The sequence below is a fragment of the Kribbella sp. NPDC051586 genome (genome assembly GCF_044453965.1).
Lineage (GTDB): Bacteria > Actinomycetota > Actinomycetes > Propionibacteriales > Kribbellaceae > Kribbella.
In genome coordinates, this window is record NZ_JBITDF010000002.1 from 1,668,705 (window position 1) to 1,689,802 (window position 21,098).

At 70.2% G+C, this 21,098-nt stretch carries 20 protein-coding genes; 3 read left to right on the forward strand and 17 right to left on the reverse strand.

Going from position 1 to position 21,098, the window contains the following annotated elements:
- The 4 genes from ACIA58_RS18295 to ACIA58_RS18310 are packed head-to-tail and all read right to left on the reverse strand — an operon-like array spanning position 1 to position 4,137.
- Positions 1-762 (reverse strand): SDR family NAD(P)-dependent oxidoreductase, encoded by a 762-nt coding sequence (locus tag ACIA58_RS18295; protein ID WP_396404835.1) that lies wholly within the window; start codon positions 760-762, stop codon positions 1-3.
- The gene (locus ACIA58_RS18300; RefSeq protein WP_396404836.1) at positions 762-1,943 is read right to left on the reverse strand and encodes a thiolase family protein; all 1,182 of its coding nucleotides are present in this window, start codon (positions 1,941-1,943) and stop codon (positions 762-764) included. Before ACIA58_RS18300 ends, ACIA58_RS18295 begins: the two co-directional genes overlap by 1 nt.
- Positions 1,940-2,806 (reverse strand): enoyl-CoA hydratase, encoded by an 867-nt coding sequence (locus ACIA58_RS18305; protein WP_396404837.1) that lies wholly within the window; start codon positions 2,804-2,806, stop codon positions 1,940-1,942. Before ACIA58_RS18305 ends, ACIA58_RS18300 begins: the two co-directional genes overlap by 4 nt.
- Positions 2,807-2,838: 32 nt before the next feature.
- Positions 2,839-4,137 (reverse strand): alpha-L-fucosidase, encoded by a 1,299-nt coding sequence (locus ACIA58_RS18310; protein WP_396404838.1) that lies wholly within the window; start codon positions 4,135-4,137, stop codon positions 2,839-2,841.
- Between the two features lie 156 nt (positions 4,138-4,293).
- Between ACIA58_RS18310 and ACIA58_RS18315 the strand changes: the two genes are divergently transcribed.
- Together ACIA58_RS18315 and ACIA58_RS18320 are read left to right on the forward strand one after the other, a co-directional pair.
- Entirely contained in the window at positions 4,294-5,346 is a 1,053-nt protein-coding gene (locus tag ACIA58_RS18315) for an LLM class F420-dependent oxidoreductase (RefSeq protein WP_396404839.1), read from the forward strand.
- A gap of 11 nt (positions 5,347-5,357) precedes the next feature.
- A complete protein-coding gene (locus tag ACIA58_RS18320) occupies positions 5,358-6,545 on the forward strand; it encodes a thiolase C-terminal domain-containing protein (protein ID WP_396404840.1) in 1,188 nt (395 codons plus the stop codon).
- Here the strand turns inward: ACIA58_RS18320 and ACIA58_RS18325 are convergent.
- From ACIA58_RS18325 to ACIA58_RS18380, 12 genes are all read right to left on the reverse strand, one after another.
- On the reverse strand, positions 6,538-7,128 hold the full coding sequence (locus ACIA58_RS18325) for a TetR/AcrR family transcriptional regulator (RefSeq protein WP_396404841.1): 591 nt from the start codon (positions 7,126-7,128) through the stop codon (positions 6,538-6,540). The two genes, ACIA58_RS18320 and ACIA58_RS18325, sit on opposite strands and share 8 nt — an antisense overlap.
- 15 nt (positions 7,129-7,143) lie before the next feature.
- Positions 7,144-8,718 (reverse strand): AMP-binding protein, encoded by a 1,575-nt coding sequence (locus ACIA58_RS18330; RefSeq protein ID WP_396404842.1) that lies wholly within the window; start codon positions 8,716-8,718, stop codon positions 7,144-7,146.
- Positions 8,700-9,767 (reverse strand): CaiB/BaiF CoA transferase family protein, encoded by a 1,068-nt coding sequence (locus tag ACIA58_RS18335; protein ID WP_396404843.1) that lies wholly within the window; start codon positions 9,765-9,767, stop codon positions 8,700-8,702. Before ACIA58_RS18335 ends, ACIA58_RS18330 begins: the two co-directional genes overlap by 19 nt.
- A complete protein-coding gene (locus tag ACIA58_RS18340) occupies positions 9,764-10,924 on the reverse strand; it encodes an acetyl-CoA C-acetyltransferase (protein WP_396404844.1) in 1,161 nt (386 codons plus the stop codon). Before ACIA58_RS18340 ends, ACIA58_RS18335 begins: the two co-directional genes overlap by 4 nt.
- Positions 10,917-12,386: an AMP-binding protein gene (locus tag ACIA58_RS18345; RefSeq protein WP_396404845.1), complete on the reverse strand. Its 1,470-nt coding sequence runs from the start codon at positions 12,384-12,386 to the stop codon at positions 10,917-10,919. The genes ACIA58_RS18340 and ACIA58_RS18345 overlap by 8 nt, the downstream gene beginning before the upstream one ends.
- Positions 12,387-12,480: 94 nt before the next feature.
- Positions 12,481-13,203: an ABC transporter ATP-binding protein gene (locus tag ACIA58_RS18350; RefSeq protein WP_396404846.1), complete on the reverse strand. Its 723-nt coding sequence runs from the start codon at positions 13,201-13,203 to the stop codon at positions 12,481-12,483.
- Positions 13,200-13,961, reverse strand: a complete 762-nt coding sequence (locus tag ACIA58_RS18355) for an ABC transporter ATP-binding protein (RefSeq protein ID WP_396404847.1) — start codon at positions 13,959-13,961, stop codon at positions 13,200-13,202. Before ACIA58_RS18355 ends, ACIA58_RS18350 begins: the two co-directional genes overlap by 4 nt.
- Positions 13,958-15,919: an ABC transporter permease gene (locus tag ACIA58_RS18360; RefSeq protein WP_396404848.1), complete on the reverse strand. Its 1,962-nt coding sequence runs from the start codon at positions 15,917-15,919 to the stop codon at positions 13,958-13,960. Before ACIA58_RS18360 ends, ACIA58_RS18355 begins: the two co-directional genes overlap by 4 nt.
- Positions 15,919-17,154, reverse strand: coding sequence for an ABC transporter substrate-binding protein (locus tag ACIA58_RS18365; RefSeq protein ID WP_396404849.1), 1,236 nt, complete (start codon positions 17,152-17,154; stop codon positions 15,919-15,921). The genes ACIA58_RS18360 and ACIA58_RS18365 overlap by 1 nt, the downstream gene beginning before the upstream one ends.
- Before the next feature lie 105 nt (positions 17,155-17,259).
- Positions 17,260-18,168 carry an SDR family NAD(P)-dependent oxidoreductase gene (locus tag ACIA58_RS18370; protein ID WP_396404850.1) on the reverse strand — a complete coding sequence of 303 codons (909 nt, stop codon included), beginning with the start codon at positions 18,166-18,168 and terminating at the stop codon, positions 17,260-17,262.
- Positions 18,161-18,598: a MaoC/PaaZ C-terminal domain-containing protein gene (locus tag ACIA58_RS18375; RefSeq protein ID WP_396404851.1), complete on the reverse strand. Its 438-nt coding sequence runs from the start codon at positions 18,596-18,598 to the stop codon at positions 18,161-18,163. The genes ACIA58_RS18370 and ACIA58_RS18375 overlap by 8 nt, the downstream gene beginning before the upstream one ends.
- Positions 18,595-19,011 (reverse strand): MaoC family dehydratase N-terminal domain-containing protein, encoded by a 417-nt coding sequence (locus tag ACIA58_RS18380; RefSeq protein WP_396404852.1) that lies wholly within the window; start codon positions 19,009-19,011, stop codon positions 18,595-18,597. Before ACIA58_RS18380 ends, ACIA58_RS18375 begins: the two co-directional genes overlap by 4 nt.
- A gap of 122 nt (positions 19,012-19,133) precedes the next feature.
- Here ACIA58_RS18380 and ACIA58_RS18385 point away from each other — a divergent pair, with 122 nt between their 5' ends.
- Positions 19,134-20,300: an acyl-CoA dehydrogenase family protein gene (locus ACIA58_RS18385; protein ID WP_396404853.1), complete on the forward strand. Its 1,167-nt coding sequence runs from the start codon at positions 19,134-19,136 to the stop codon at positions 20,298-20,300.
- Here ACIA58_RS18385 and ACIA58_RS18390 read toward each other — a convergent pair whose 3' ends face one another.
- Positions 20,301-21,065, reverse strand: a complete 765-nt coding sequence (locus ACIA58_RS18390; RefSeq protein WP_396404854.1) for an SDR family NAD(P)-dependent oxidoreductase — start codon at positions 21,063-21,065, stop codon at positions 20,301-20,303.
- Between the last annotated feature and the right edge of the window lie 33 nt (positions 21,066-21,098).

A 21,098-nucleotide genomic window follows, 5' to 3' on the forward strand; every position in this document is an offset into this window, starting at 1 on the left:
TCAGCGCGGAGCCAGCCGGAGGGCGCCGTCGAGCCGGATCACTTCACCGTTGAGCATCGGGTTGGCCACGATGTGGGCGACGAGGGCTGCGTACTCGGCGGGGAGGCCGAGCCGTCGCGGATGTGGCGGCTGGGCGGCGAGCGCGGCCCGCGCCTCCGCACTCAGGACCTGCATCATCGGGGTCTCGAACAGCCCTGGCGCGATCGTCATCACCCTGATCTGCCGACTCGCGAACTCGCGCGCCAACGGGAGCGTCATACCGGCCACCCCGCTCTTGGAGGCCGAGTACGACACCTGCCCGATCTGGCCGTCGAAGGCAGCCACGGACGCGGTACTCACGATCACGCCGCGCTCTCCGTCGACCGGATCGATCCTCGACATGCGCTCGGCGGCGAGGCGGATCACGTTGAAGGAACCAACCAGGTTGATCGTCACGATCCGGGTGAAGTGCTCGAGCGGCAGCACGCCCTCACGGCCGAGCGTGCGGCCGGGGTCGGCCACGCCCGCACAGTTCACCACGACCCGTAACGCCCCCAGCTCGGCCGCCGCGTCGAGCGCTGCCGATACCTGGGTCTCGTCGGTCACGTCGGCCGGGACGAAGCAGACGCGCTCCCCGAGTTCCTTGGCCAGTGTCGCGCCCGCGGAGCGCGGCAGGTCGAGCACGACCACGCTCGCGCCGTCGCCGTGCAACCGCCGGACAGTGCCCTGCCCGAGCCCTGACGCGCCACCGGTGACCAGAACCACCGCGCCGTCGAGCCGCATCAGGACACCCGCTCGATGATCATCGCGTTGGCCAGGCCGCCGCGTTCGCACATGGTCTGCAGGCCGTAGCGGCCGCCTGAGCGTTCGAGCTGGTTCACCAGCGTGCCGAGCAACCGGGTGCCGGACGAGCCGAGCGGGTGGCCGAGCGCTATCGCACCGCCAACCGGGTTCACCCGAGCCAGATCCACCCCGAGCTCCTGCGACCAGGCCAACGGCACGGACGCGAAGGCCTCGTTCACCTCGAACACGTCGATGTCGTCCAGGCTCAGCCCGGCCCGGTCGAGCACCTTCCGGGTGGCCGGGATCGGACCCGTTGCCATCAGCAACGGATCGTCACCGGCCACTGCGAAGCCGCGGAACGTGGCCCGCGGCCGCAGCCCGAGCTCGGCCGCGGCCTGTTCGCTCATCAGCAGTACGGCGGAAGCGCCATCGGTCAGCGGCGAGGAGTTGCCGGGCGTGATCACCCAGTCGACCTCGGGGAACCGGTCGGCCAGCGCAGCGTCGTAGAACGCCGCTTCGAGGCCGGCCAGGCCTTCGAGCGTCGTACCGGGCCGTACGGTTTCGTCCGCGCGGTGGACCCGATCGCCGACCCGGACCGGAACGACCTCGGCGTCGAACCAGCCCGATTCCGCTGCGGCGGCGGCTCGTTGGTGCGACAGCAGCGCGAACGCGTCGCAGGCCTCGCGGTCGATCTTCCAGCGAGCCGCGACCAACTCACCGGCCACACCCTGACTGACCAGGCCTTCCGGGTAGCGGGCTCGGACGCCGGCGCCGAACACGTCGGCGCCCTGGAAGGGCGCGTCGAGCGAAACCCGGCTCATCGACTCGACCCCACAGGCGATCACGATGTCGTAGGCACCGGCCGCCACGCCCTGGGCCGCGAAATGCACCGCCTGCTGACTCGAGCCGCACTGCCGGTCCACGGTCGTGGCGGGCACGGTCTCGGGGAAACCTGCCGCCAGCACCGCGGTGCGGGTGACGTTCATCGTCTGCTCGCCGACCTGCGAGACGCATCCGCCGATGACGTCGTCAACCCGGGCCGGATCCAGCCCGTTGCGCTCGACCAGCGCGGCCAGTACGCCGGCCAACAGGTCGGCCGGGTGTACGTCGGCCAGCGCGCCGCTGCCCTTGCCCTTGCCCGACGGCGTCCGAACCGCGTCGACGAGAACCGCGCGGGTCATCGCACACCGCGCTGGATCCCGGCCCGGAGCGCGGCCGGGCCTTCGGGGTCGATCAGGATCCCGTACCGCTGCAGGTTGTTCGCATGCCCGAGAGCGTGCAGCGAGTAGGCACTGCGCACCGCCTCGGTCTGGCCCTGCGCGTCCAGCGCCTGGTTCACGCTCATCTTCGCGAGCTTCAGCGCGAAGGGCGGCCGGGTCGCGATGCGGGCGGCCAGGTCGAGCGTGAACGATTCCAGCTCGGCCTCGTCGACGACGTGGTTCACCATGCCGAGCGAGTGGGCCTCGGCCGCACTGATCAGGTCCCCGGTGAACAGCATCTCCTTGGCTTTGCGGGCTCCGACCTCCCACGGATGCACGAAGAACTCGTGCCCGTTCACGCCCAGTGCGACGACCGGATCGCAGAAGCTCGCGGTGCCGGCGGCGATGATGATGTCGCAGGGCCAGAGCAACATCAACCCGCCGGCGATGGTCCGGCCCTGCACCTGGGCGACGGTGGGCTTGGGAAAGTTCCGCCAGCGCAGGCTGAGCCCGAGGTACGCCTCGCACTCGAAGGCGACGGTGCCTTCGATCCCGGGCAGACCGGCCTGGGTGTCCTGGTGCACCAGCGGAGCGCCCGGGTACACCTCGGCACCGTCGCCGGTCAGATCGCCGCTCAGGTCGTGGCCGGAGGAGAAGTCGGGGCCGTCGGCCGCGAGCACGACCACCTTCACGTCCGGGTCGGTGCCGGCCAGCGTGAACGCGCGGTCGATCTCGTACAGCATCGCGGTGTCCTGCGCGTTGCGCTTGTCGGCCCGCGCCAAGGTGATCCGGGCGACGTGATCGCGCGGCCGGTCAAAGCGGATCCGGGTGAACTTCTCCGACACCTGGTGCTCCTCTGCTGGATGTTGATGAAGGGTCACGCCGCGCCGCCGATCGTCAACGACACAACTGATGCGGGCTCCTTGGTGGCGGGAATCCGGATGGCCCCCTCCGCCAGGTCCACCTCGCCGAAGCCGAGTACCTGAGCCGACCTGGCCAGCGCCGCCACGTCCGGTGCGAGTCTGAGCTGCTCCGGCGGCCGGCCGAGCACGATCACATTCAGCCGATCGCCGGACGTGGTGTAGCGCACCGGCGTACCACCGAGATCGTCGGCCGGGCGCTGCCAGGGCCGGGTGCCGTAGATCGCGTCGCCGTTGACGGCCAGCCAGTCGCCGAGACCTGTCAGCCGCGAGCGCTGGATGTCGGGGATCGTGCCGTCGCCGCGCGGTCCGACGTTCAGCAGCAGATTGCCGCCGCCGGCGACGATGTCGACGAACGACCGGACCAGGTCGGCGACGCTGATCAGGTCGGCGTCGGTCTCGGCGCCGTTGTAGCCGAACGAACTACCCAGACCCCGGGTCGACTCCCACGCTCCGGTCCGGGGTCGCTCGCCGATGCCGTACTCGACGGTGCGGAAGCCGTAGTGCGCGACACCGAGCCGGTCGTTGACGACACCGTCCGGCACGGTCTCGTAGTACCGCTCCAGCAGCGCGCCGAGGTCCTTGTGTCCCGCCTTCGGCCAGCCCATGTCGTTCCACAGCACGTCCGGCCGGAACCGCTCGATCAGCTCGGCGAGCTGGCTACGGGCGTACTCCGCGTGGGCCGGGTCATGGGCGGTGCGCTCCGGATCGGCCTGAGCGACGTCCTGGACGCTGCGCACCGGGGACAGCGGCCGCGTGTGCCAGTCGACCAGACCGGAGTAGTACAACCCGAACCGCAACCCCGCGGCACGCACCGAAGTCTCCAGGGCGCCGATCAGGTCCCGCTTCGGGCCCCGCCGGACGGCCGTGAAGCCGGTGCTCGACGTGTCCCAGAGCGCGAACCCGTCGGCATGCTTGGAGGTCGGTACGACGTACTTCGCGCCGGCGTCGCGGAACAACCGGACCCACTCGCCGGGATCGAAGTGCTCGGCCCGGAACTCGTCGGCCAGATCCTCATAACCCACGCCGGCTCCGTACCGCTGGTCGTGGTGGTGGCGGGTCGGGCTGTCGGGCAGCCGCAGGGAGTTCGCGTACCACTCCGCGTACGGGAGCCGGGCGAAGTCGCCGAGCGCGTCCCCGAACGACGCCCCGGTCGGCGCCCAACCCGGCACCGAGTAGATGCCCCAGTGCACGAAGATGCCGAGCTTGGCATCGAGATACCAGTCCGGCGTCCGGTTGTCCGGATAGTCGTTCATACGCACGATCCTCATCGCCGCGGGCCGTTTACACGGCCGACAGTACGCGGAATTGACCGATCAGTCTATTCGATCGAGATGCATGACACATTGACCAATCAATTCGCAAACTGAGAGCGTATGGACTGGTCAGTCCATTAGCCAGGGGGAAGCATTGTGGAGATCGGTCTCGGGCTCAGCTACACCGGCGATTTCGCGGCACAGGCCCGCCAGGTGGCGGAGTTGGAGAGTGCCGGGCTCGACGCCGTCTGGGTCGGCGAGGCGTACGGGTTCGACGCACCGAGCTATCTCGGCTACCTGGCCGCGAGGACCAGCACCGTCCGGCTCGGCGCCGGGGTCCTGCCCGTCTACAGCCGGACGCCGGCGCTGCTGGCGATGACCGCGGCCGGTCTGGACAGTCTGTCCGGCGGCCGGTTCCAGCTAGGCCTCGGTGCGTCCGGCCCGCAGGTGGTCGAGGGCTGGCACGGCGTCCCGTACGACGCCCCCCTCGCGCGGACGCGGGAGATCGTCGAGATCTGCCGCAAGGTCTGGGCCCGCGACGAACCGGTCATCCACAGCGGTCCGCGCTACCCGCTACCCCTGCCACCCGAACAGGGCACCGGCCTGGGCAAGGCGATGAAGATCATCCCGCGGCTGGTCCGCGACCGGATCCCGGTGTGGCTCGCAGCGCTCGGCGAGCGCAGCGTCCAGCTCGCCGCGACGGTTGCCGACGGCTGGTTGCCGGCCTTCCTGATCCCGGAGAAGGTCCAGGACACCTGGGGTACGGCGCTTGCCGCCGGCCTGGCCGATCGCGACCCGGCCCTCGGGCCGCTGCAGATCGCGGCCGGCGTCACGCTGGCGATCGGCGACGGCCCGGAGGTGGTCGCCGCGCGGCAGTCGGCCCGTCCGGCCCTGGCCCTCTACATCGGCGGGATGGGTGCCCGCGGCAACAACTTCTACGCCGAGCTGATCAGCCGGTTCGGGTGGGAGTCCGAAGCCCGCGAGATCCAGGACCTGTACCTGGCCGGCCACAAGGACCAGGCAGCCGCCGCCGTCCCCGGCAGCCTGCTCGAGCTGACCTCGTTGTGCGGACCGGCCGGGTACGTCGCGGAACGGATCGCGGCCTATCGCGAAGCCGGTGTCACCCAGCTGCAGGTCGCTCCGGTCCCGGTCGGCGAGCAACGCACGGCCGACCTGATCGAGCAGGTCAAGACTCTGTCCGACAACTGAGGAGAATCCCCATGAGCATCCGCACGTTCGTGATCGGCGTCGGGATGACCCCGTTCGTGAAGCCGGGCAGCCGCGACTGGCAGTACCCGGACATGGCACGCGAAGCGGGCCAGGCCGCACTGGCCGACGCCGGCATCGGCTACGAGCGCATCCAGCAGGCGTACGCCGGCAGCGCCCTGGGGGGATCAGGACACCGTGCGCTGTACGAGCTCGGCACCACCGGCGTTCCCATCATGACCGTGGTCAACGCGTGTGCCAGCGGGTCGAGCGCGCTCTTCCTGGCCGGCCTGGCGATCCGCGGCGGTGCGGCGGACTGCACGCTGGCGCTCGGCTTCGAGAAGATGGAACGCGGCTCACTCAGCACCGGCGACGGCGCGGTGAATCCGTTGCAGTACCAGGTGGACCTGGCTACCGCGGCCCGCGGCTGGGACGACGGGATCGCGCCGATGCCGCAGATCTTCGGCAACGCCGGCCGTGAGCACATGGACAAGTACGGCTCGAAGCCCGAACACTTCGCCTGGATCGGCTGGAAGAACCACAAGCACTCCGTGCACAACCCGAACTCGCAGTTCCGCGTCGAGTACAGCGAAGCCGAGATCCTGGCCGCACCGCCGGTGTACGAGCCGCTGACCCGGCTGCAGTGCTCGCCGACCTCCGACGGCGCGGCCTGCGCCATCCTCGCGAGCGAGCGGTTCGTGGACGACAACGACCTGTGGGACCGCGCGATCGAGCTCATCGGTCACGCCGTCGCGAGCGACCCGGCCATCACCTTCGAGGGCACCGCGTCCGCGATCCGCGCCGTCGGCTCCGAGGCCACCCGGGTCGCCGCCGTCCGCGCCCTGGACCAGGCCGAGACCGGGATCGACGAGGTCGACGTGATCGAGCTGCACGACTGCTTCAGTACGAACGAGCTGATCAGCTACGAGGCGCTGGGGCTGGCCGAGGAAGGCCATGGGCACGAACTGGTCGACGCCGCGGCCACGACGTACGGCGGTCGCTGGGTCGTCAACCCGTCCGGCGGCCTGATCTCCAAGGGTCATCCGATCGGCGCCACCGGTGTAGCGCAGTGCGCGGAGCTCACGTGGCAACTCCGGGGCACAGCCGGTCAGCGACAGGTGCCGGGCGCCCGGACCGCATTGCAGCACAACGTCGGCCTCGCGAACGCGGCCGTGGTGGCTATCTACCGGGCGGTCAGCTGAGGGTCCGAAGCCCGTCCAGCAGCAGGTCGACCAGTTCGTCGGCGATCTCGTCCGGACCCATGGGTCCGGCGGGGTCGTACCACAAGTAGATCGAGTTGAAGAGGCCGAGCACACCCTTCACGGTCAGGCGCCGACGGGCCACCAGGCTGCGGTCCGCGGCGCCCTCGTCGAGAATCCGCACCCAGGCCTGCTCGAACCGGTCGGCTGCCGCCACCACCCGCTCACGATTGTCCCCGGTCAGCCACTGCCACTCCCGGTAGAAGATCCGGGTGGCGTGCTCGTGCTCGGCGATGTCGCGAACGATCGCCCGGGCCAGCAACCGCGCCTTCGCGGCCGGCTCCACGGCCAGGGCGAGCACCTCGTCGGCGTAGGTGTTGAGTTTCTCGATCCGGCGGATCGTGATATCGAACAGCAGCGCCTCTTTGTTTCCGATGTGGTAATAGATGGCGCCGCGGCCGAGCCGCACGGAACGCTCGATATCGCTCATTCCGGTGCCGTGGAAGCCCTTTTCCGAGAATAGCTTCTCGGCCGCCCTGACAATGCGCGCCCGGGTGGCGTTGTCCTCGTCCGAATCCGCTGGCACGCGGGCCAGAATACGTCAGGTCCGCAGTTGCCGGCGTAACTCGGCCTTCGCCACCTTCTGCAGCGTCGACCGCGGCAGGTCGTCGACCACGTAGACCTCCCGTGGCACCTTGAACGAGGCCAGCCGGGCCGAGCAGGCCTCGGTGATCTCGGTCGTCAGTGCGGAGTGGTCCCGGCGGGAGACCACGAACACGACCGGCACCTCGTCCAGCATGTCGTGCGGCGCACCGACAACCGCCGCCTCGACCACGCCGTCCACGCCGAGGACGACCTGCTCGATCTCGGACGCGGCGACGTTCTCACCACCCACCTTGAGCATGTCCTTGACCCGCTCGAGGAACGTGACGAACCCGTCGGTGTGCCGGACCACCCGGTCGCCGGTGGAGAACCAGCCCGTCTCCGTGAAGGCGCCCTCGGTCGCGGCCGGATCGTCCAGGTACTCGGCGAACAGCGACACGCCCCGGTCCCCCTTGATCAGCAGCTCGCCCGGCTCCTCGTCCTGCACCGGCCTTCCGTCCGGGCGGACGATGTCCAGCTCGTACTCCGGTGCCGGCCGACCGATCGACATCGGCCGGTTCGGATGGTGGACGTAGCCGACCACCCCTTGGGTGATCGTCTCGGTCATCCCCCACCAGCCCAGCGAACGGACGCCGTACCGCGCGTCCCACGGCGGGTCGCAGGTCCCGGCTGCCCAGAGCCGGTAGTTGTGGTCCGGAACCTCGTAGTCCGCGAGAGCCCGGATGGCGAAGGCGATCGTCGAGTTCCAGGTGCAGCCGTGCTTGACCGAGACCGGCCAGTACCGCCGGGCCGAGAACCGCGGCTGCAGCACCACACCGGCCCCGGCCCACATCGACGGCAGGAAGGAGTAGGCGAGCGCGTTGGCGTGGTACAGCGGCAGGAAGATCAGATGTACGTCGTCACGTCGCAGATCCTGATGGGTCGCGGTGACCCGCGCACCCCACAACGCGTTGGCATGGGTCCAGACGACGCCCTTGGGCCGGGCCGTGGTGCCGGAAGTGAACTGGACCAGGACTGCCAGACCAGGCTCGGGGACGCGGCCCGCGGACTCCGGCGCGCCGTACAGGGCTGCGAAGGACGACTCCGCGTCAGGCCGGGACGAGGGTGTCGTTCCGGCGTCGGACTCCGTGACCGCGATCCAGCCGGCCTCCGGAACCGAAGCGCTCACCAGTTCGGCGTACGCGGGCTGGGTGATGGCCGCGGCAACCTGCGACGTCTCGGCGAAGTACCTCAGCTCCGGACCGGCGGCGCGCGTGTTGGTGGTGACGGCGATCGCGCCGAGGGCGGCCAGAGCGAACCAGGACAGGACGAACTCGGGACAGTTGTCCAGGTGGATCAGGACCCGGCTGCCGCGGCCGATCCCGCGGACTCGCATCCCGGCCGCCAGGCGTCGTACGTCGGTGACGAACTCGCGGTACGACCAGGTGCGCCCGAGCCCTTCGAGCGGTTCCCAGGCCAGGAACCGCCGGTCGCCGTACGCGCTCTCGCAGGTGCGCAGCAACCAGTCGATGTCCTGGCCGACGAACGGGTGCGACGGTGGCAGCGCGAACGACTTCACCTGGGGACCGGGCATTCGGCCCACCACCTTTCGTTGCCGGGCTCGGCGCTCCACATGGGCGGCGCCAGCCGCGGGAGAGGGTCGAAGACACCTCGTGCCTGGTTCACCGGATGTGACGGCGCCTCGTCGATGGAAAGCACCGGTGTGAGACAGACGTCGCTGCCCTCGAGCAGGTCGCACCATTCGGACCGGCTCTTGGTCCGGAAGACGTCGCCGAGCAGCTTGGTTGCCCGCGGCCAACTGTCGCGGTCGAGCTGTGCGGGCAGGTCCTCGGGGTCGAGACCCAGGCTCCGCAGCAGGAGCTCGTAGCGGTGCGGCTCGATCGCGGTGACGGCGACGTACTCACCGTCGGACGTCTCGTACACGTTGAAGAACGGCGCACCACCGTCCAGGTGGTTGCGACCGGGCACGCCCCAGTCCCCGGCCGCGTGCATCGCGTAGACCGAGTGCATCAAGGCGGCCGCGGTCTCGGACTGCGCCGCATCGATCACCACCCCGGCACCTGTCCGGCGGGAGTGGTGCACGGAGCTGACCAGCGCCAGGGCCGCGTGCAGGCCGCCGGCCATCTCGCCGATCAGATTCAGCGGAACGATCGGGGCGGACCCGTCGCGGGCGAGGGCCCGCAGCGCACCACTGATCGCGACGAAGTTCGTGTCGTGCCCGGCGACCCCGGCCTGCTCTCCTTGCTGCCCCCAGCCGGTCGCCCGGCAGTAGACCAGGCGCGGGTTCCGCGCCAGGCACTCCCCCGGCCCTAGTCCGAGGCGCTCGGCCACACCGGGCCGGAACCCCTCGATCACGGCATCCGCGCACTCGGCCAGCCGCAGCACTGTCTCCTTGCCGGCGGCGGACTTGAGGTCGACGGGCATCGTCTCGCGGTCGGCCCCGAAGTCCACCGAGGTCAGTCCACTCATCGCGGCGTCGACCGAACTGGGCGCGTCCGCGCGGCCGATCCGGACGAGTTGGGCGCCGAGGGCAACCAAGAACGAGGCACACGTCGCGGCCGATCCTGCCACGCTCAACTCGACCACGCGCAGATCGGCGAGCGGCCTGAGTGCGCCGCTCATCCGAGCCGCTCCACGATGGTCGCGTTCGACTGCCCGCCGCCCTCGCACATCACCTGCAGGCCGAACCGGCCACGGGTGCGGTCCAGTTCGGCCAGCAGCGTCGTCATCAGCCGGGCTCCACTAGCCCCGAGCGGATGCCCGAGTGCGATCGCGCCGCCGTTCACGTTCACCCGCGCCAAATCGGCGCCGGTGTCACGCTGCCAGGCCAGCACGACCGGGGCGAAGGCCTCGTTCATCTCGATCAGGTCGATGTCGTCGAGCGACAGCCCGGATCGCGCCAGCGCGTGCCGGGTCGCGGGAATCGGGGCCGTCAGCATGAAGATCGGGTCCGAACCGACCACCGACAGCTGGTGCACCCTGGCCCGCGGGGTGAGGCCATGCAGGCGCAGCGCCCGCTCGGACACGACCAGCATCGCCGCCGCCCCGTCGGACACCTGGGACGACGTCGCCGCGGTGACCCGCCCGTCCGGAACCAGGGCCGGCAACGCGGCCATCTTCGCCAGTGAGGTGTCCCGCCGCGGCCCCTCGTCGGCGCTCAGGCCGAAACACGGGCTCAACTCCGCGGCGAAGCGGCCCTCGTCGGCCGCGGCCACAGCCCGGCGGTGACTCTCCAGCGCGTACGACTCCAGCTCGGCCCGGTCGAGATCCCACTTCTGCGCGATCAGCTCCGCCGACCGGAACTGGCTGACCGGTTCATCGCCGTACCGCGATCGCCAGCCCACCGATCCGACGTACGGATCCGGGTCGTCGTAGCCGGGCAGCCGGTCGGAGTGGAACGACGACTGGATCGGCACCTGGCTCATGTTCTGGACTCCGCCCACGACCACCACGTCCTGGGTGCCGCTCATCACCGCCTGCGCGGCGAAATGCAGGGCCTGCTGCGATGATCCACACTGCCGGTCGAGCGTGACACCGGGTACGGACTCGGGCAGGCCGGCCGCCAGCCAGGCGGTTCGCGCGATGTCGCCGGCCTGCGGGCCGATCGTGTCCACGCAGCCGAAGATCAGGTCGTCCACCGCGGCCGGATCGATACCGGTCCGCTCGACCAGGGCCCGCAGTACCTGGGCGCCGAGGTCGGCCGGGTGGACCGTGGCCAGCGCGCCGCGACGACGGCCGATCGGGGTCCGCAGTGCGTCGACGATGTAGGCCTCAGCCATCGGAATCCTTTCGGGCCGCAGCGGCGCCGAGGCGTTCGATCGCGGCGTCGCGGATCGCACCGCGCCGGACCTTGCCGGCGTCGCTGCGCAACGGTTCGCCGACGAACTCGACCGAGCGCGGAACCTTGTACCGGACCAGGCGATCGGCCAGGTAGGACAGCAACTCGGCCTCGGTCAGCACCTTCTCGGTCTGGACGACGGCATGCACCCGCTGTCCGAGATCGACATCGGGCAGACCGACCACGGCGCAGCTCAGGACGGCCGGATGCTCGACGATCGCGGCCTCGACCTCGGCGGGGTAGATGTTCGCGCCCCCGGACAGGATCAGGTCGGTCCGGCGGTCGCTGAGGTACAAGAAGCCCTCGTCGTCCAGCCGGCCCAGATCGCCGACGGACTCCCAGTCGCCGTGCCGACGCGCCTCGGCGCCCTTGTAGTGGTACGTCGGGGCCGCCGAGCGCATGAACACCTCGCCGACCTCGCCCGCGGGCAGCGGTTCGCCGGCGGCATCGAGGATCGCGATCTCGCCCGACAACGGCCGGCCCACCGAACCGCGGTGTGTCAGCCATTCGGTCCCGGTGATGACGGTGTAAGCGATGGACTCGGTACTGCCGTACATCTCGATCACGGCCTCGGGCCCGATCAGGTCGATCCAGGCCAGCTTCAGCCAGTCCGGACACGGCGCGGCCATGTGCCAGACGATCCGCAGCGACCCGACGTCGAAGCGCCCCGGCTCGGCCTCGATCGCCCGGAGCATCCGCAGCATCATCGTCGGCACGAGGTTGACCCAGGTGATCCGGTGCTCCGCGATCGCCTCCAGCGCGGCCACGGCGTCGAAGGACGGCAGCACCACCAGCTCCTGGCCCAGGAAGAGTCCGAGGCTCGAGAACGTCAGCGGCGAGTTGTGGTACAGCGGACCGGCGACGAGTTGCCGGTCGTCGGCCCGCATGTGGAACAGCTTCCCGGTGTCGGCCGGCAGGACGCTCGGTTGGCCGGCCACGATGAGCTTCGGCCGGCCGGTGCTGCCCCCGGAGGCCGGGGCCTTCCAGGCCGGTGAGACCCGGTCCGGGAGTGGCGCCTGGCTGTGTGCGGACAGGTACCCCGTCGGCAGGCTGGGCCAGGCCGTCGTGTCCAATCCGACGACCAGCCGGGGGTCCGCGAGCTTCAGGATCTCGTCGCGCTCCCCGGCGGGCATCCGCGCCGACAGCGGCTGTGGGATCGCGCCGACCTTCCAGGCTGCCACGAGGGCGACATAGAACTCGATCGAGTTCGGCAGCACGATCGAGACGAAGTCACTGACCTGAACGCCGCGCTCGACATAGGCCCGGGCCAACCGGTTCGCCCGCCGTTCCAGCTCGGCGCGGCTGACCCGCTCGGCTCCGCACACGATCGCCAGCCGGTCGGGTCCGGTCTCGGCCAGGCCGGACAGGATCCGGGCGAACGACGGTGGCTGGTCGGCTGGCACCTGTGCTGCTCCTCGCGTCTTCGTCGGCAATTGAGGCGGCCCTGCCACTCTGCCGCCGCCCGAGGCCAGGCGGCCAGCAGGGTCCTCCCTCGGATTAGCGGCCATCCGCCGCGGCCTCCCCCAGGTAGCTGTCCTCCAGCAGGTCCCGCCGCGACAGCAACTCCTCGCCACGACCGGACATCACGAGCTCGCCGTGCCTCAGCACGTAGCCGCGGTCGGCGATGGCCAGCGACATCTCCACATGCTGCTCCACCAGCAGGACCCCGATCCCCCGCTCGGTCGCGATCCGGCGGATCACCGGCAACAGCCGCTGAACGATCACCGGAGCCAGTCCGAGACTCAGCTCGTCGAGCAGTAGCACCGCCGGGTCCGCGATCAGCGCCTTCGCCACTCCGAGCATCTGCTGCTCGCCGCCGGACAGCAGTCCACAACGCCGCTTCATCAGTGGCCGGAGCGCCGGAAACAGCTCGGCCACGTCGTCGACGGTCGTCGTACTGCGCCGGTGCCGGCCCAGCCGCAGGTTCTCCGCGACCGTGAGCTGGTAGAACAGGCCGCGGGCCTCCGGTACCAGGGCCAGGCCACGTCGCGCCAGCCGGTGCGGCCGTCCCCGTGGGACGGAACCGCCGAGCACCTTCAGCTCGCCGCGCAGCGCCGGCAGCACGCCGGAGAGCGTCAGCAGGGTCGTCGTCTTGCCGGCTCCGTTCGGTCCCAACAGAGCGACCACCTCGCCGGCGTCGACGTGCATGGTCAAGTCCCGGACCACGGGGACGCCGGGATAGCCGGCGACAAGGTTCCGTACGTCGATCACCGTCGTCACGTGGCCACCTCCGCCGCTGTGCCCAAGTACGCCGCGACGACCGCCGGATCGGTGCGCATCTCGGCAGGCGTGCCCTGCGCGATCAGCTTGCCGAACTCCAGCACGTACACCTGGTCGCACACCTCCAGCACAAGTCCCATGTCATGGTCGACCAGCAGCACACTGATGCCGTCGGCAACAACACCGCGGAGCCGGTCACCGAGCTCCTTGCTCTCGTCCACGTCGAGACCGGCGGCCGGCTCGTCGAGCAGCAGCACCTTCGGCCGCGCCGCCAGGGCCCGCGCCACCCCGAGCAGCTTGCGCTGCCCGAGCGACAGCTCATCGGTACTGCGGTGCGCCAGGTCACGCAGACCGACCAGGTCGAGCGCGGCCCACACCTGCGCGTCATCGTCCTCGCGCCCCGGCCGGACCAGGTCCGTCAGCAACCGGCCGAGGCTGAATCGACGGGACGCGACCAGCGCGTTCTCGTACACCGACAGGTCCCGGAACAGCTCGATCGACTGCCAGGTCCGGGCCAGGCCGAGCCGGGCGCGCCGGTGCGCCGGCAACGAGCCGAGCGGCGTACCGGCGAGCTCGATCTCCCCGGTACACCCGGTGAAGCCGCTGACGGCATCGATGAAGGAGGTCTTGCCGGCCCCGTTCGGGCCGATCAGTCCGACGATCTCGCCCCGGCCCACCGTGACGCAGACCTGGTCGTTGGCGACGACTCCGCCGTACCTAACGGTGAGATCCCGGGTGCTCAGCACCGGTGCCGTCATCGCGCGACCTCCGGGGACGGGATCCGGCGTGCCTTGATCTTCTCGACCAGCCTGGCGTTGCCCGCGCGCACCTGGCCGGCGATGCCCTGCGGGTTGAGGATGACGGTGATCATCAACCCGATGCCGGACAGCAGCAGCCACCAATCGCCGCGGAAGTGGAACACCCGGTCGAAGAACACGTTGGCCAGCCCCAGCGGCGCCGAGAGGCCGGCGATCATCGCACCCGAGACGCTCGTGATACCGCTCAGGTAGGCCACCGCCAGCAGCGCCAGCCCGGAGATGACCGCGAACGACGCGGTCGAGAGCTGCCCCCGGCTGTACCCGATCAGGCAGCCGCCCGTCCCGGCGACGAACGACGAGAGCGCGAACGCGACCAGCTTGGTGGCCGCCAGGTCGATGCCGACCGCGGCCGCCGCCCGTTCGTTCGAGCGCACGGCCAGGAAGACCCGCCCGGTGTACCCGCGCAACAGGTTGCCGACCGCAACGGTCAGGACGACCAGCAGGACCAGCACCATGACGGCGAACGGCAGCCGGACCAGCTCCGCACCGCGACGGATCCCCAGATCGATACCGAACAAGGACGGATCGCTGATCGGGTTGCCGGTCGGCGGAGACAACGACGGGTTGCTGAAGACGAACTGCTCGATCGCGACCGCCCCGGCCAGCGTGACCACCGCGAGCTGGGCGCCGCGGATCCGCAACGCCGGGATGCCGACCAGGACGCCGAGCCCGGCCGAAGCCAGGCTCGAGAGCAGGACAGCCAGGGGGAACGGGACACCCGCGCCGGAGGTCAGTCGCGACAGCGTGAACCCGGCAGCTCCGGCGAACGCCAGCTGGGCCAGCGAGATCTGACCGACGAATCCCGTCAGGAGCACATAGGACAGCCCGAGGATCGCCATGATCATCGAGGTGACGACGGCGAACCGGAAACTTCCCTGCGTCGTCAGGACCGCGATCAGCCCCGCGAGGGACGCGAGCGCGACCACCACCGGCCGGTTGGCGGGCCGGTGCACCTGCGGCAGCCGGTCGGCCTCTTCGTCACCCCGCGAGGGCAGGCTCCGGCCGGCCAGGAACAACGAGACGACGATCACCAGGAACGGTACGACGTCGGCCAGCCCGGGGCCGGCCCAGTCCGGCCACCAGAGCTTGGTCCGCAGCAGCGACAGCTCCGACTGGATCCCGGCCAGCACGAACCCGGCCACGCAGACGATCCCCACCGAGCGCAGCCGCCCGACCAGCGCGACAGCCAGCGCGGGCACGATGTAGAAGATGTAGTTGGACGAGGTGAGCCCGGTCGCGGACGAGGCCAGAATCACCATCAACCCGCTGAAAGCCGACGAAAGCAGCCAGGCCGAGCCGGCCAGCAGGTCCGGCGAATAGCCGGACAACGACGCGTGGACGTCGCTCTCGGCCGCTGCCCTGGTGGCCAGACCCAGCCTGCTGAACCGGAAGTAGGCCCAGAGCAGCGCAGTCAGCAAGACCGCTGTGCCGGCCATGTAGAGACGGCCGCTGGCGACGGCGACGCCGTTGACCACGACCAGATCGTTCGGCAGTAGGGCGTCCACGGCCCGGGAGTCCTCGCCGAACCGCAGCAGTGTCGCGACCTGAAGGGTCAGCATCAACCCGACCGAGGCGACCACCTTGGCCAGGGCCGGCGCCGACCGCAGCTGACGAAACACCAGTACGTGGGCGAGCAGACCGGTCACCGCGGCTACGCCGACTCCGAGCACCAGCGATGTCCACATCGCCGATCCGACGTGGATCCGCCCGGCCGGCAGCACCAGGTCACCGCTCTTGCGAAGCTCGGCGAAGGTGAACGCTCCCCACGCGGCGATCCCGCCCTGGGCGACGCTGATCACCCCGGTCGCCTTGTAGACGACCACGACGCCCTGGGCCAGTGCGACATACGCCGCACCGGTCCCCAGGCCGACGATCAGGAACAAGAGGAAGGAACTCATCACCGCGGGGCCAGATCGGACATCCCGACGAAGCCGTCGGAGGCGACGCCGATCTTGCCCCCGGCCTTGACCTCGTAGAAGATCACCGAATTGCTGCAGGCGGTGGTCCCCTTCCACGCGCTGCCGTCACAGCTGATCCGCGGACCGGCGAAGGCGTCCACCGACTTCGCGGCCTTCAGCGACTTGAGCACGCCAGGCCCGGTCAGGTCGCCCTTGGCGGCTGTGAGGATCCGCGCGATGGTCATGGTGTCACCGAAACCTCCGCCCGCGGTGGTCAGCAGGTCCGCATGGCCCGCGGCGGTCATCGCCTTGACGTAGGTCTGCAGTTCGGCCTTCTTACCTGCGGGCGCTTCGTCCATCACGTCGTGGCGCCAGCCGTCGCTGAAGATCTGTACGCCGACAGCCTGGTCGGGCACCGCCTCGATGAACTTCGAGCAACCGCCGACGTACACGTCACCGGCGTAGCCGCTCGTGCGCAGCGCGGTCACCAGTGCTGTGCAGGAGGCATCCACCAGGCCGAGGCCGGCGATCACGTCCGGCTTCTTGGCCATCGCCGTCGCCGCGAGCACGCTCCAGTCCGGATTCGCCGGCGAGTACTGAACGATGTCGTAATGGATCCCGAGCTTGTCCGCGACCGGCTTCAGCAGCCCGTCCGCCCAGGCCTTGGCGCCGGGTCCGTCGCTGAAGAAGAACGTGATCGACTTCTTGCCCTTGTCCTTGTAGAACTTCAGCGGCGCGGCGAACAGCGACTCGATCGCGGCACCGAGGAACACCGCGTTCGGATCGACCTGTTGCTGCTGGCCGATCGCGGTGTGCCCGACGAGCGGGATCTTCGCGCTGTTCAGGATCGGCAGCATCGCATCGCCACCGGCCTCGGCCCCGACCTGGACGAAGGCGACCTTGGCCTCGACCAGCCGGTTCGCACAGTCGATCGCCGACTCCGGCGTACCTTGGGTCTTGCAGACCTCGTACTTGATCGGGCGGCCGTTGATGCCACCCAACTGCCGATCGACATAGTCGGCCGCGACCTCCGAACCGACCCGCCAGCCAGGGATGCCGCGCGCGGTCTCGGTGTTGACCAGACCGACCTTGATCGGTTCTCCGGTCGCGACCTTCGCGTCAGCCAGTGGCTCGGCCGCGGTACCCGCCGCGCCGCCGCCGTCCTCGTCACCGCAGCCTGCCAGCACCACCAGCAGGCCCACCGCCAGACAGCCGAACCTTCGGATACTTCTCATCTGCTGCACGCTCCCTCACGGGTCCACCGGCGGTCTCCGCACGGTGATCAGACTCTTGGCCCAGCCGTCGCCGGCCAGTAGCGGGAAGAACCCTGCAAATAGCGATCAGGCGATACCGGTCCCCAGGTGCTGGACCAGGAGCCCTGCCTCCTGCACCGCACTGTGGGGCTCGCTGTAGCCAGCCGCGGCGCGGATCCGGTCGATCTGTTCCGCGACGTCCTCCGCCGTCGGCTCGTTGTCGCTGAACCAACCGGGACCGACCCCGAGCAGCACCCGGGCGAACCGGCCGCCGCCGGCGGTGTACACCTCGTGCGTGATCGTGCAGCCGGGCGACACCAGAAGGACCACCAGGGGCGTGACCAGGTCAGGCCGCACCGAATCAGCGAGATCGCCCATCAGCCCTTCGGTCAGCCGCGACGCTGCGATCGGGGAAATCACGTTCGACGTGATGCCGTACTTCTCCCCCTCGACCGCGAGAACGTTGGACAGCCCCACCACGCCGGCCTTCGCGGCCGCGTAGTTCGCCTGCCCGAAGTTCCCGAACAGGCCGGCCGCGGAACTGGTGAACAGCAGGCGTCCGTGCCGCCGCTCCTTCATCACCCGGAACGCCGGCTGGGTCACGTGGAAGGCGCCGTACAGATGGACCTCGAGTACGGCCTTCAGGTCTTCGCTCGTCAGCTTCGGGAAGGTCCGGTCGCGCAGGATGCCTGCGTTGTTGATCAGGATGTCGACCGTGCCGAAGGCGTCCAGCGCGCGTTGCACGATCGCCTCGCCGCCCTCGGCGGTGGCCACGCTGTGGTGACTCGCCACGGCATCGCCGCCGGCGGCCCGGATCTGTGCGACGACCTCGTCGGCGGCCGCTTGCGATCCGCCCGTGCCGTCCAGCGCACCGCCGAGATCGTTCACCACCACCCGGGCTCCGCGCCGGGCCAACTCGAGGGCGTAGCTCCGGCCCAGGCCGCCGCCCGCACCGGTGACGATCGCCACCTGACCGGTGAAGTCGAGGTCAGTCATCGCCGGCCTTTCCAGCCGGTACGACGAAGACGGCCGTACCCGAGACCGCGACGCTGCCGTTCTGGCGGGTGCAGGTCAGCTCGACCTCGATCCGCTGACCGTCGCCGGCGGGTTCGGCCGCGGTGACCCGGCCCGAGCACGTCAGCACGTCGCCGGGCCACACCGGCTCGCGGAACCGGACGGCGAACCGGCGTACGCCGTCCGCGCCGAGCCACCGGGTCGCGAACGTCGCCAGCAGGGAAGCCTGCAGCATGCCGATCGAGAACACCGACGGGAAGCCCGCCGAGCGCGCGAACTCCTCGTCGTGGTGGATCGGGTTGAAGTCGCCGGAAGCACCGGCGTACCGGACGATGTCGGTCCTGGTCAACGGGCCGAACGTCGTACTCCAGGCCGTGTCGCCGACTGTGAGCACCGGGGCGGCGGTCGTCATGGGCGGCCCTCCTCCGGGGCCTGGCTGGTCTGCACGAGCGTGGTCCGCTGCTCGACCACCAGGTCCCCAGTCGCATCCCGGAACTCGTGCACGATGGTCACGAAGGTCAGGTCGCCGCCGCGGCGGCCCGGCTTGCGGTAGACGTCGCCGAGCCGGGTGGTCACCTCCAGCGTCTGTCCTGCCCGCGGCAACGGCCCGTGGAAGACGTACTCCTCCTCGCCGTGCAGCACTCGGCGCAGGTCGAGCTGGAGGTCACCGAGGTCGAGCTCGCCCGGCGGTTCCCAGGCCAGGCTCGCGGTGGTCAGGAAGGTCGGCGGCACGACCGCGTCCGGAGCGTCGTACGCCGGGTCCGGCGCCATCACGGCCCGGGCGAACTCGCGGATCTTGCCGCGTTCGATCGGCATCGTGTACATGGCCAGAAGTTTGCGGACGCCCGGCAGGCCCGCACAGTGGTGCCCGCCCTAGACATAACACCCGCCTATCGTCAGGGTTTTTCCCACTTCCCTCCGGCGGCGCGGTCGTCGACCGTTGAGACGTGCCTGCTACGAGTGATGCCGACGAGTTGCTGCAGTCCCTGGTCGCCGCCCTGCTGCGCGACCATCCCCCGGGCGAGGTCGACCCCGAGGCCTTCCGGGCGGCACAGTTCGACCGCGGACTCGCGTGGGTGCACCACCCCGAGGGGCTCGGCGGCCTCGGCCTGCCGGTTCAGCAGCAAGCCGTTGTCGACGACCTGCTCGCGCTGGCCGGGGCGCCGGGCCCGCCGGACCACAGCGTGATCGGCTACGGGATGGCTGCCCCGGTACTGCTCGTGCACGGGACCGAGGTCCAGCAGCGCCGCTACCTGCGGCCGCTGTTCACCGGCGCCGAGGTGTGGTGCCAGCTGTTCAGCGAGCCGGGCGCCGGCTCGGACATCGCCGCGCTGGCTACCTCGGCCCGGCGCGACGGCGGCGACTGGGTGGTGAACGGGCAGAAGGTCTGGACGAGCTTCGCGCAGCTGGCCCACTTCGGGCTGCTCGCTGCGCGGACCGATCCCGGCGTGCCGAAACACCGCGGCATCACGTACTTCGTGATGGACATGCACGCGGACGGCGTCGAGGTACGGCCCCTACGGCAACTGACCGGCGACGCCGAGTTCAACGAGGTGTTCTTCGTCGATGCCACGGTGCCGGACGCCGACCGGCTCGGCGCGGTCGACGGCGGCTGGCCCGTGGTTCTGACCACCCTCATGAACGAGCGAGTGATGATCGGCGGGGCATTGCAACGCGGTGCCGGGCCGATCCAGGACGCACTGCTGCTGTGGCAGCAGGCCGTGAACCGTGACCCGGTGCTGCGCGACCGGCTCGTCCAGCTGTGGATCGAGGCCGAGTGCCTGCGGCTGACCACCGTGCGGGCTGCCGAGCAGGCGAAGGCCGGGACCCCTGGACCGGAAGGGGCCGTGGGCAAGCTTGCGGCCACCGTGCTGAACCAGCGGATCTACGACCTGTGTATGGATCTGCTCGGGCCGGCCGCGACCCTCTACGACGCGACCGCGGCCGGGGTCCGGGACGACCCGCGCTGGCAGTTCCTCCGCTCGAAGGCGAACACGATCGAGGGCGGTACGTCGGAGATCATGCGCAATATCCTGGCCGAGCGGGTGCTCGGTCTGCCGGCCGAGCCGAGGACCGACCGCGACCGGCCCTGGCGCGACGTACCGCGGAGCTGATCACTGCGGCATCCGCAGGCCGGCGTCGATGCGGAAGCAGTCGGCGTTGAGGTAGTCGTTGTCCACCAGGTGCCGGACGAACGACGCGAACTCCTCCGGCCGCCCCGGGCGGCGCGGGTACACGAACTCCTGCTGCCGCCGTTGCCTGATCGCATCCGGCAGGCCGGTGAAGGCCGGGGTGTCGAAGGCGCCCGGGGCGACCGCCAGCACGCGGATACCCCACACCGACAGATCCCGCGCGGTCGAGTGCACCATCGCGGTCAGCGCGTATTTCGACGACGCGTAGGCACTGACTCCCAGCGTGCCGTCCAGACCGGCGATCGACGACGTGTGCACGATGACGCCGCGGCCACCGGACCGCAACTCCGGCTGCCGGGCCATCGCGCCGGCCGCCTGCCGGGTCACGTCGTACGCCGCGACGAGGTTCACCTCGACCACGCGGCGCCACGGCTCCAGCGGCTGCACCTCGCCGTTGCGGCGCACGGTTCTGGTCGGCGGCAGGCCGGTGGCCGCGCAGTTCACCACGACCCGCAACTCCCCGGCCGTGGTCGCCACCTCGACCGCACGGGCGACGGCGTCCGTATCGGCCAGATCACCCTCGACCACGATCGCCTGGGGCAGGCCGGCGAGCCGGCGACTCAGAGCGTCGCCGTCACGGTCGAGCCCGACCACGATCGCCCCGTCGGCGGCGAGCCGGCCGGCAGTTGCCGCGCCCAGCCCTGAGCCCGCTCCGGTGACGAGTGCGACGGTTCCGGTGATGTCCACGAGAGTCCTCCTGCTCGGTGCTTTTATCGCAAA

What these genes read in the sequence shown, in the direction of transcription:
- ACIA58_RS18295 (WP_396404835.1), bottom strand. Translation starts at nt 762, where the DNA reads ATGCGGCTCGACGGCGCGGTGGTTCTGGTCACCGGTGGCGCGTCAGGG.
- ACIA58_RS18300 (WP_396404836.1), bottom strand. Translation starts at nt 1,943, where the DNA reads ATGACCCGCGCGGTTCTCGTCGACGCGGTTCGGACGCCGTCGGGCAAG.
- ACIA58_RS18310 (WP_396404838.1), bottom strand. Translation starts at nt 4,137, where the DNA reads ATGAACGACTATCCGGACAACCGGACGCCGGACTGGTATCTCGATGCC.
- ACIA58_RS18320 (WP_396404840.1), top strand. Translation starts at nt 5,358, where the DNA reads ATGAGCATCCGCACGTTCGTGATCGGCGTCGGGATGACCCCGTTCGTG.
- ACIA58_RS18330 (WP_396404842.1), bottom strand. Translation starts at nt 8,718, where the DNA reads ATGCCCGGTCCCCAGGTGAAGTCGTTCGCGCTGCCACCGTCGCACCCG.
- ACIA58_RS18335 (WP_396404843.1), bottom strand. Translation starts at nt 9,767, where the DNA reads ATGAGCGGCGCACTCAGGCCGCTCGCCGATCTGCGCGTGGTCGAGTTG.
- ACIA58_RS18340 (WP_396404844.1), bottom strand. Translation starts at nt 10,924, where the DNA reads ATGGCTGAGGCCTACATCGTCGACGCACTGCGGACCCCGATCGGCCGT.
- ACIA58_RS18355 (WP_396404847.1), bottom strand. Translation starts at nt 13,961, where the DNA reads ATGACGGCACCGGTGCTGAGCACCCGGGATCTCACCGTTAGGTACGGC.
- ACIA58_RS18360 (WP_396404848.1), bottom strand. Translation starts at nt 15,919, where the DNA reads ATGAGTTCCTTCCTCTTGTTCCTGATCGTCGGCCTGGGGACCGGTGCG.
- ACIA58_RS18365 (WP_396404849.1), bottom strand. Translation starts at nt 17,154, where the DNA reads ATGAGAAGTATCCGAAGGTTCGGCTGTCTGGCGGTGGGCCTGCTGGTG.
- ACIA58_RS18370 (WP_396404850.1), bottom strand. Translation starts at nt 18,168, where the DNA reads ATGACTGACCTCGACTTCACCGGTCAGGTGGCGATCGTCACCGGTGCG.
- ACIA58_RS18375 (WP_396404851.1), bottom strand. Translation starts at nt 18,598, where the DNA reads ATGACGACCGCCGCCCCGGTGCTCACAGTCGGCGACACGGCCTGGAGT.
- ACIA58_RS18380 (WP_396404852.1), bottom strand. Translation starts at nt 19,011, where the DNA reads ATGTACACGATGCCGATCGAACGCGGCAAGATCCGCGAGTTCGCCCGG.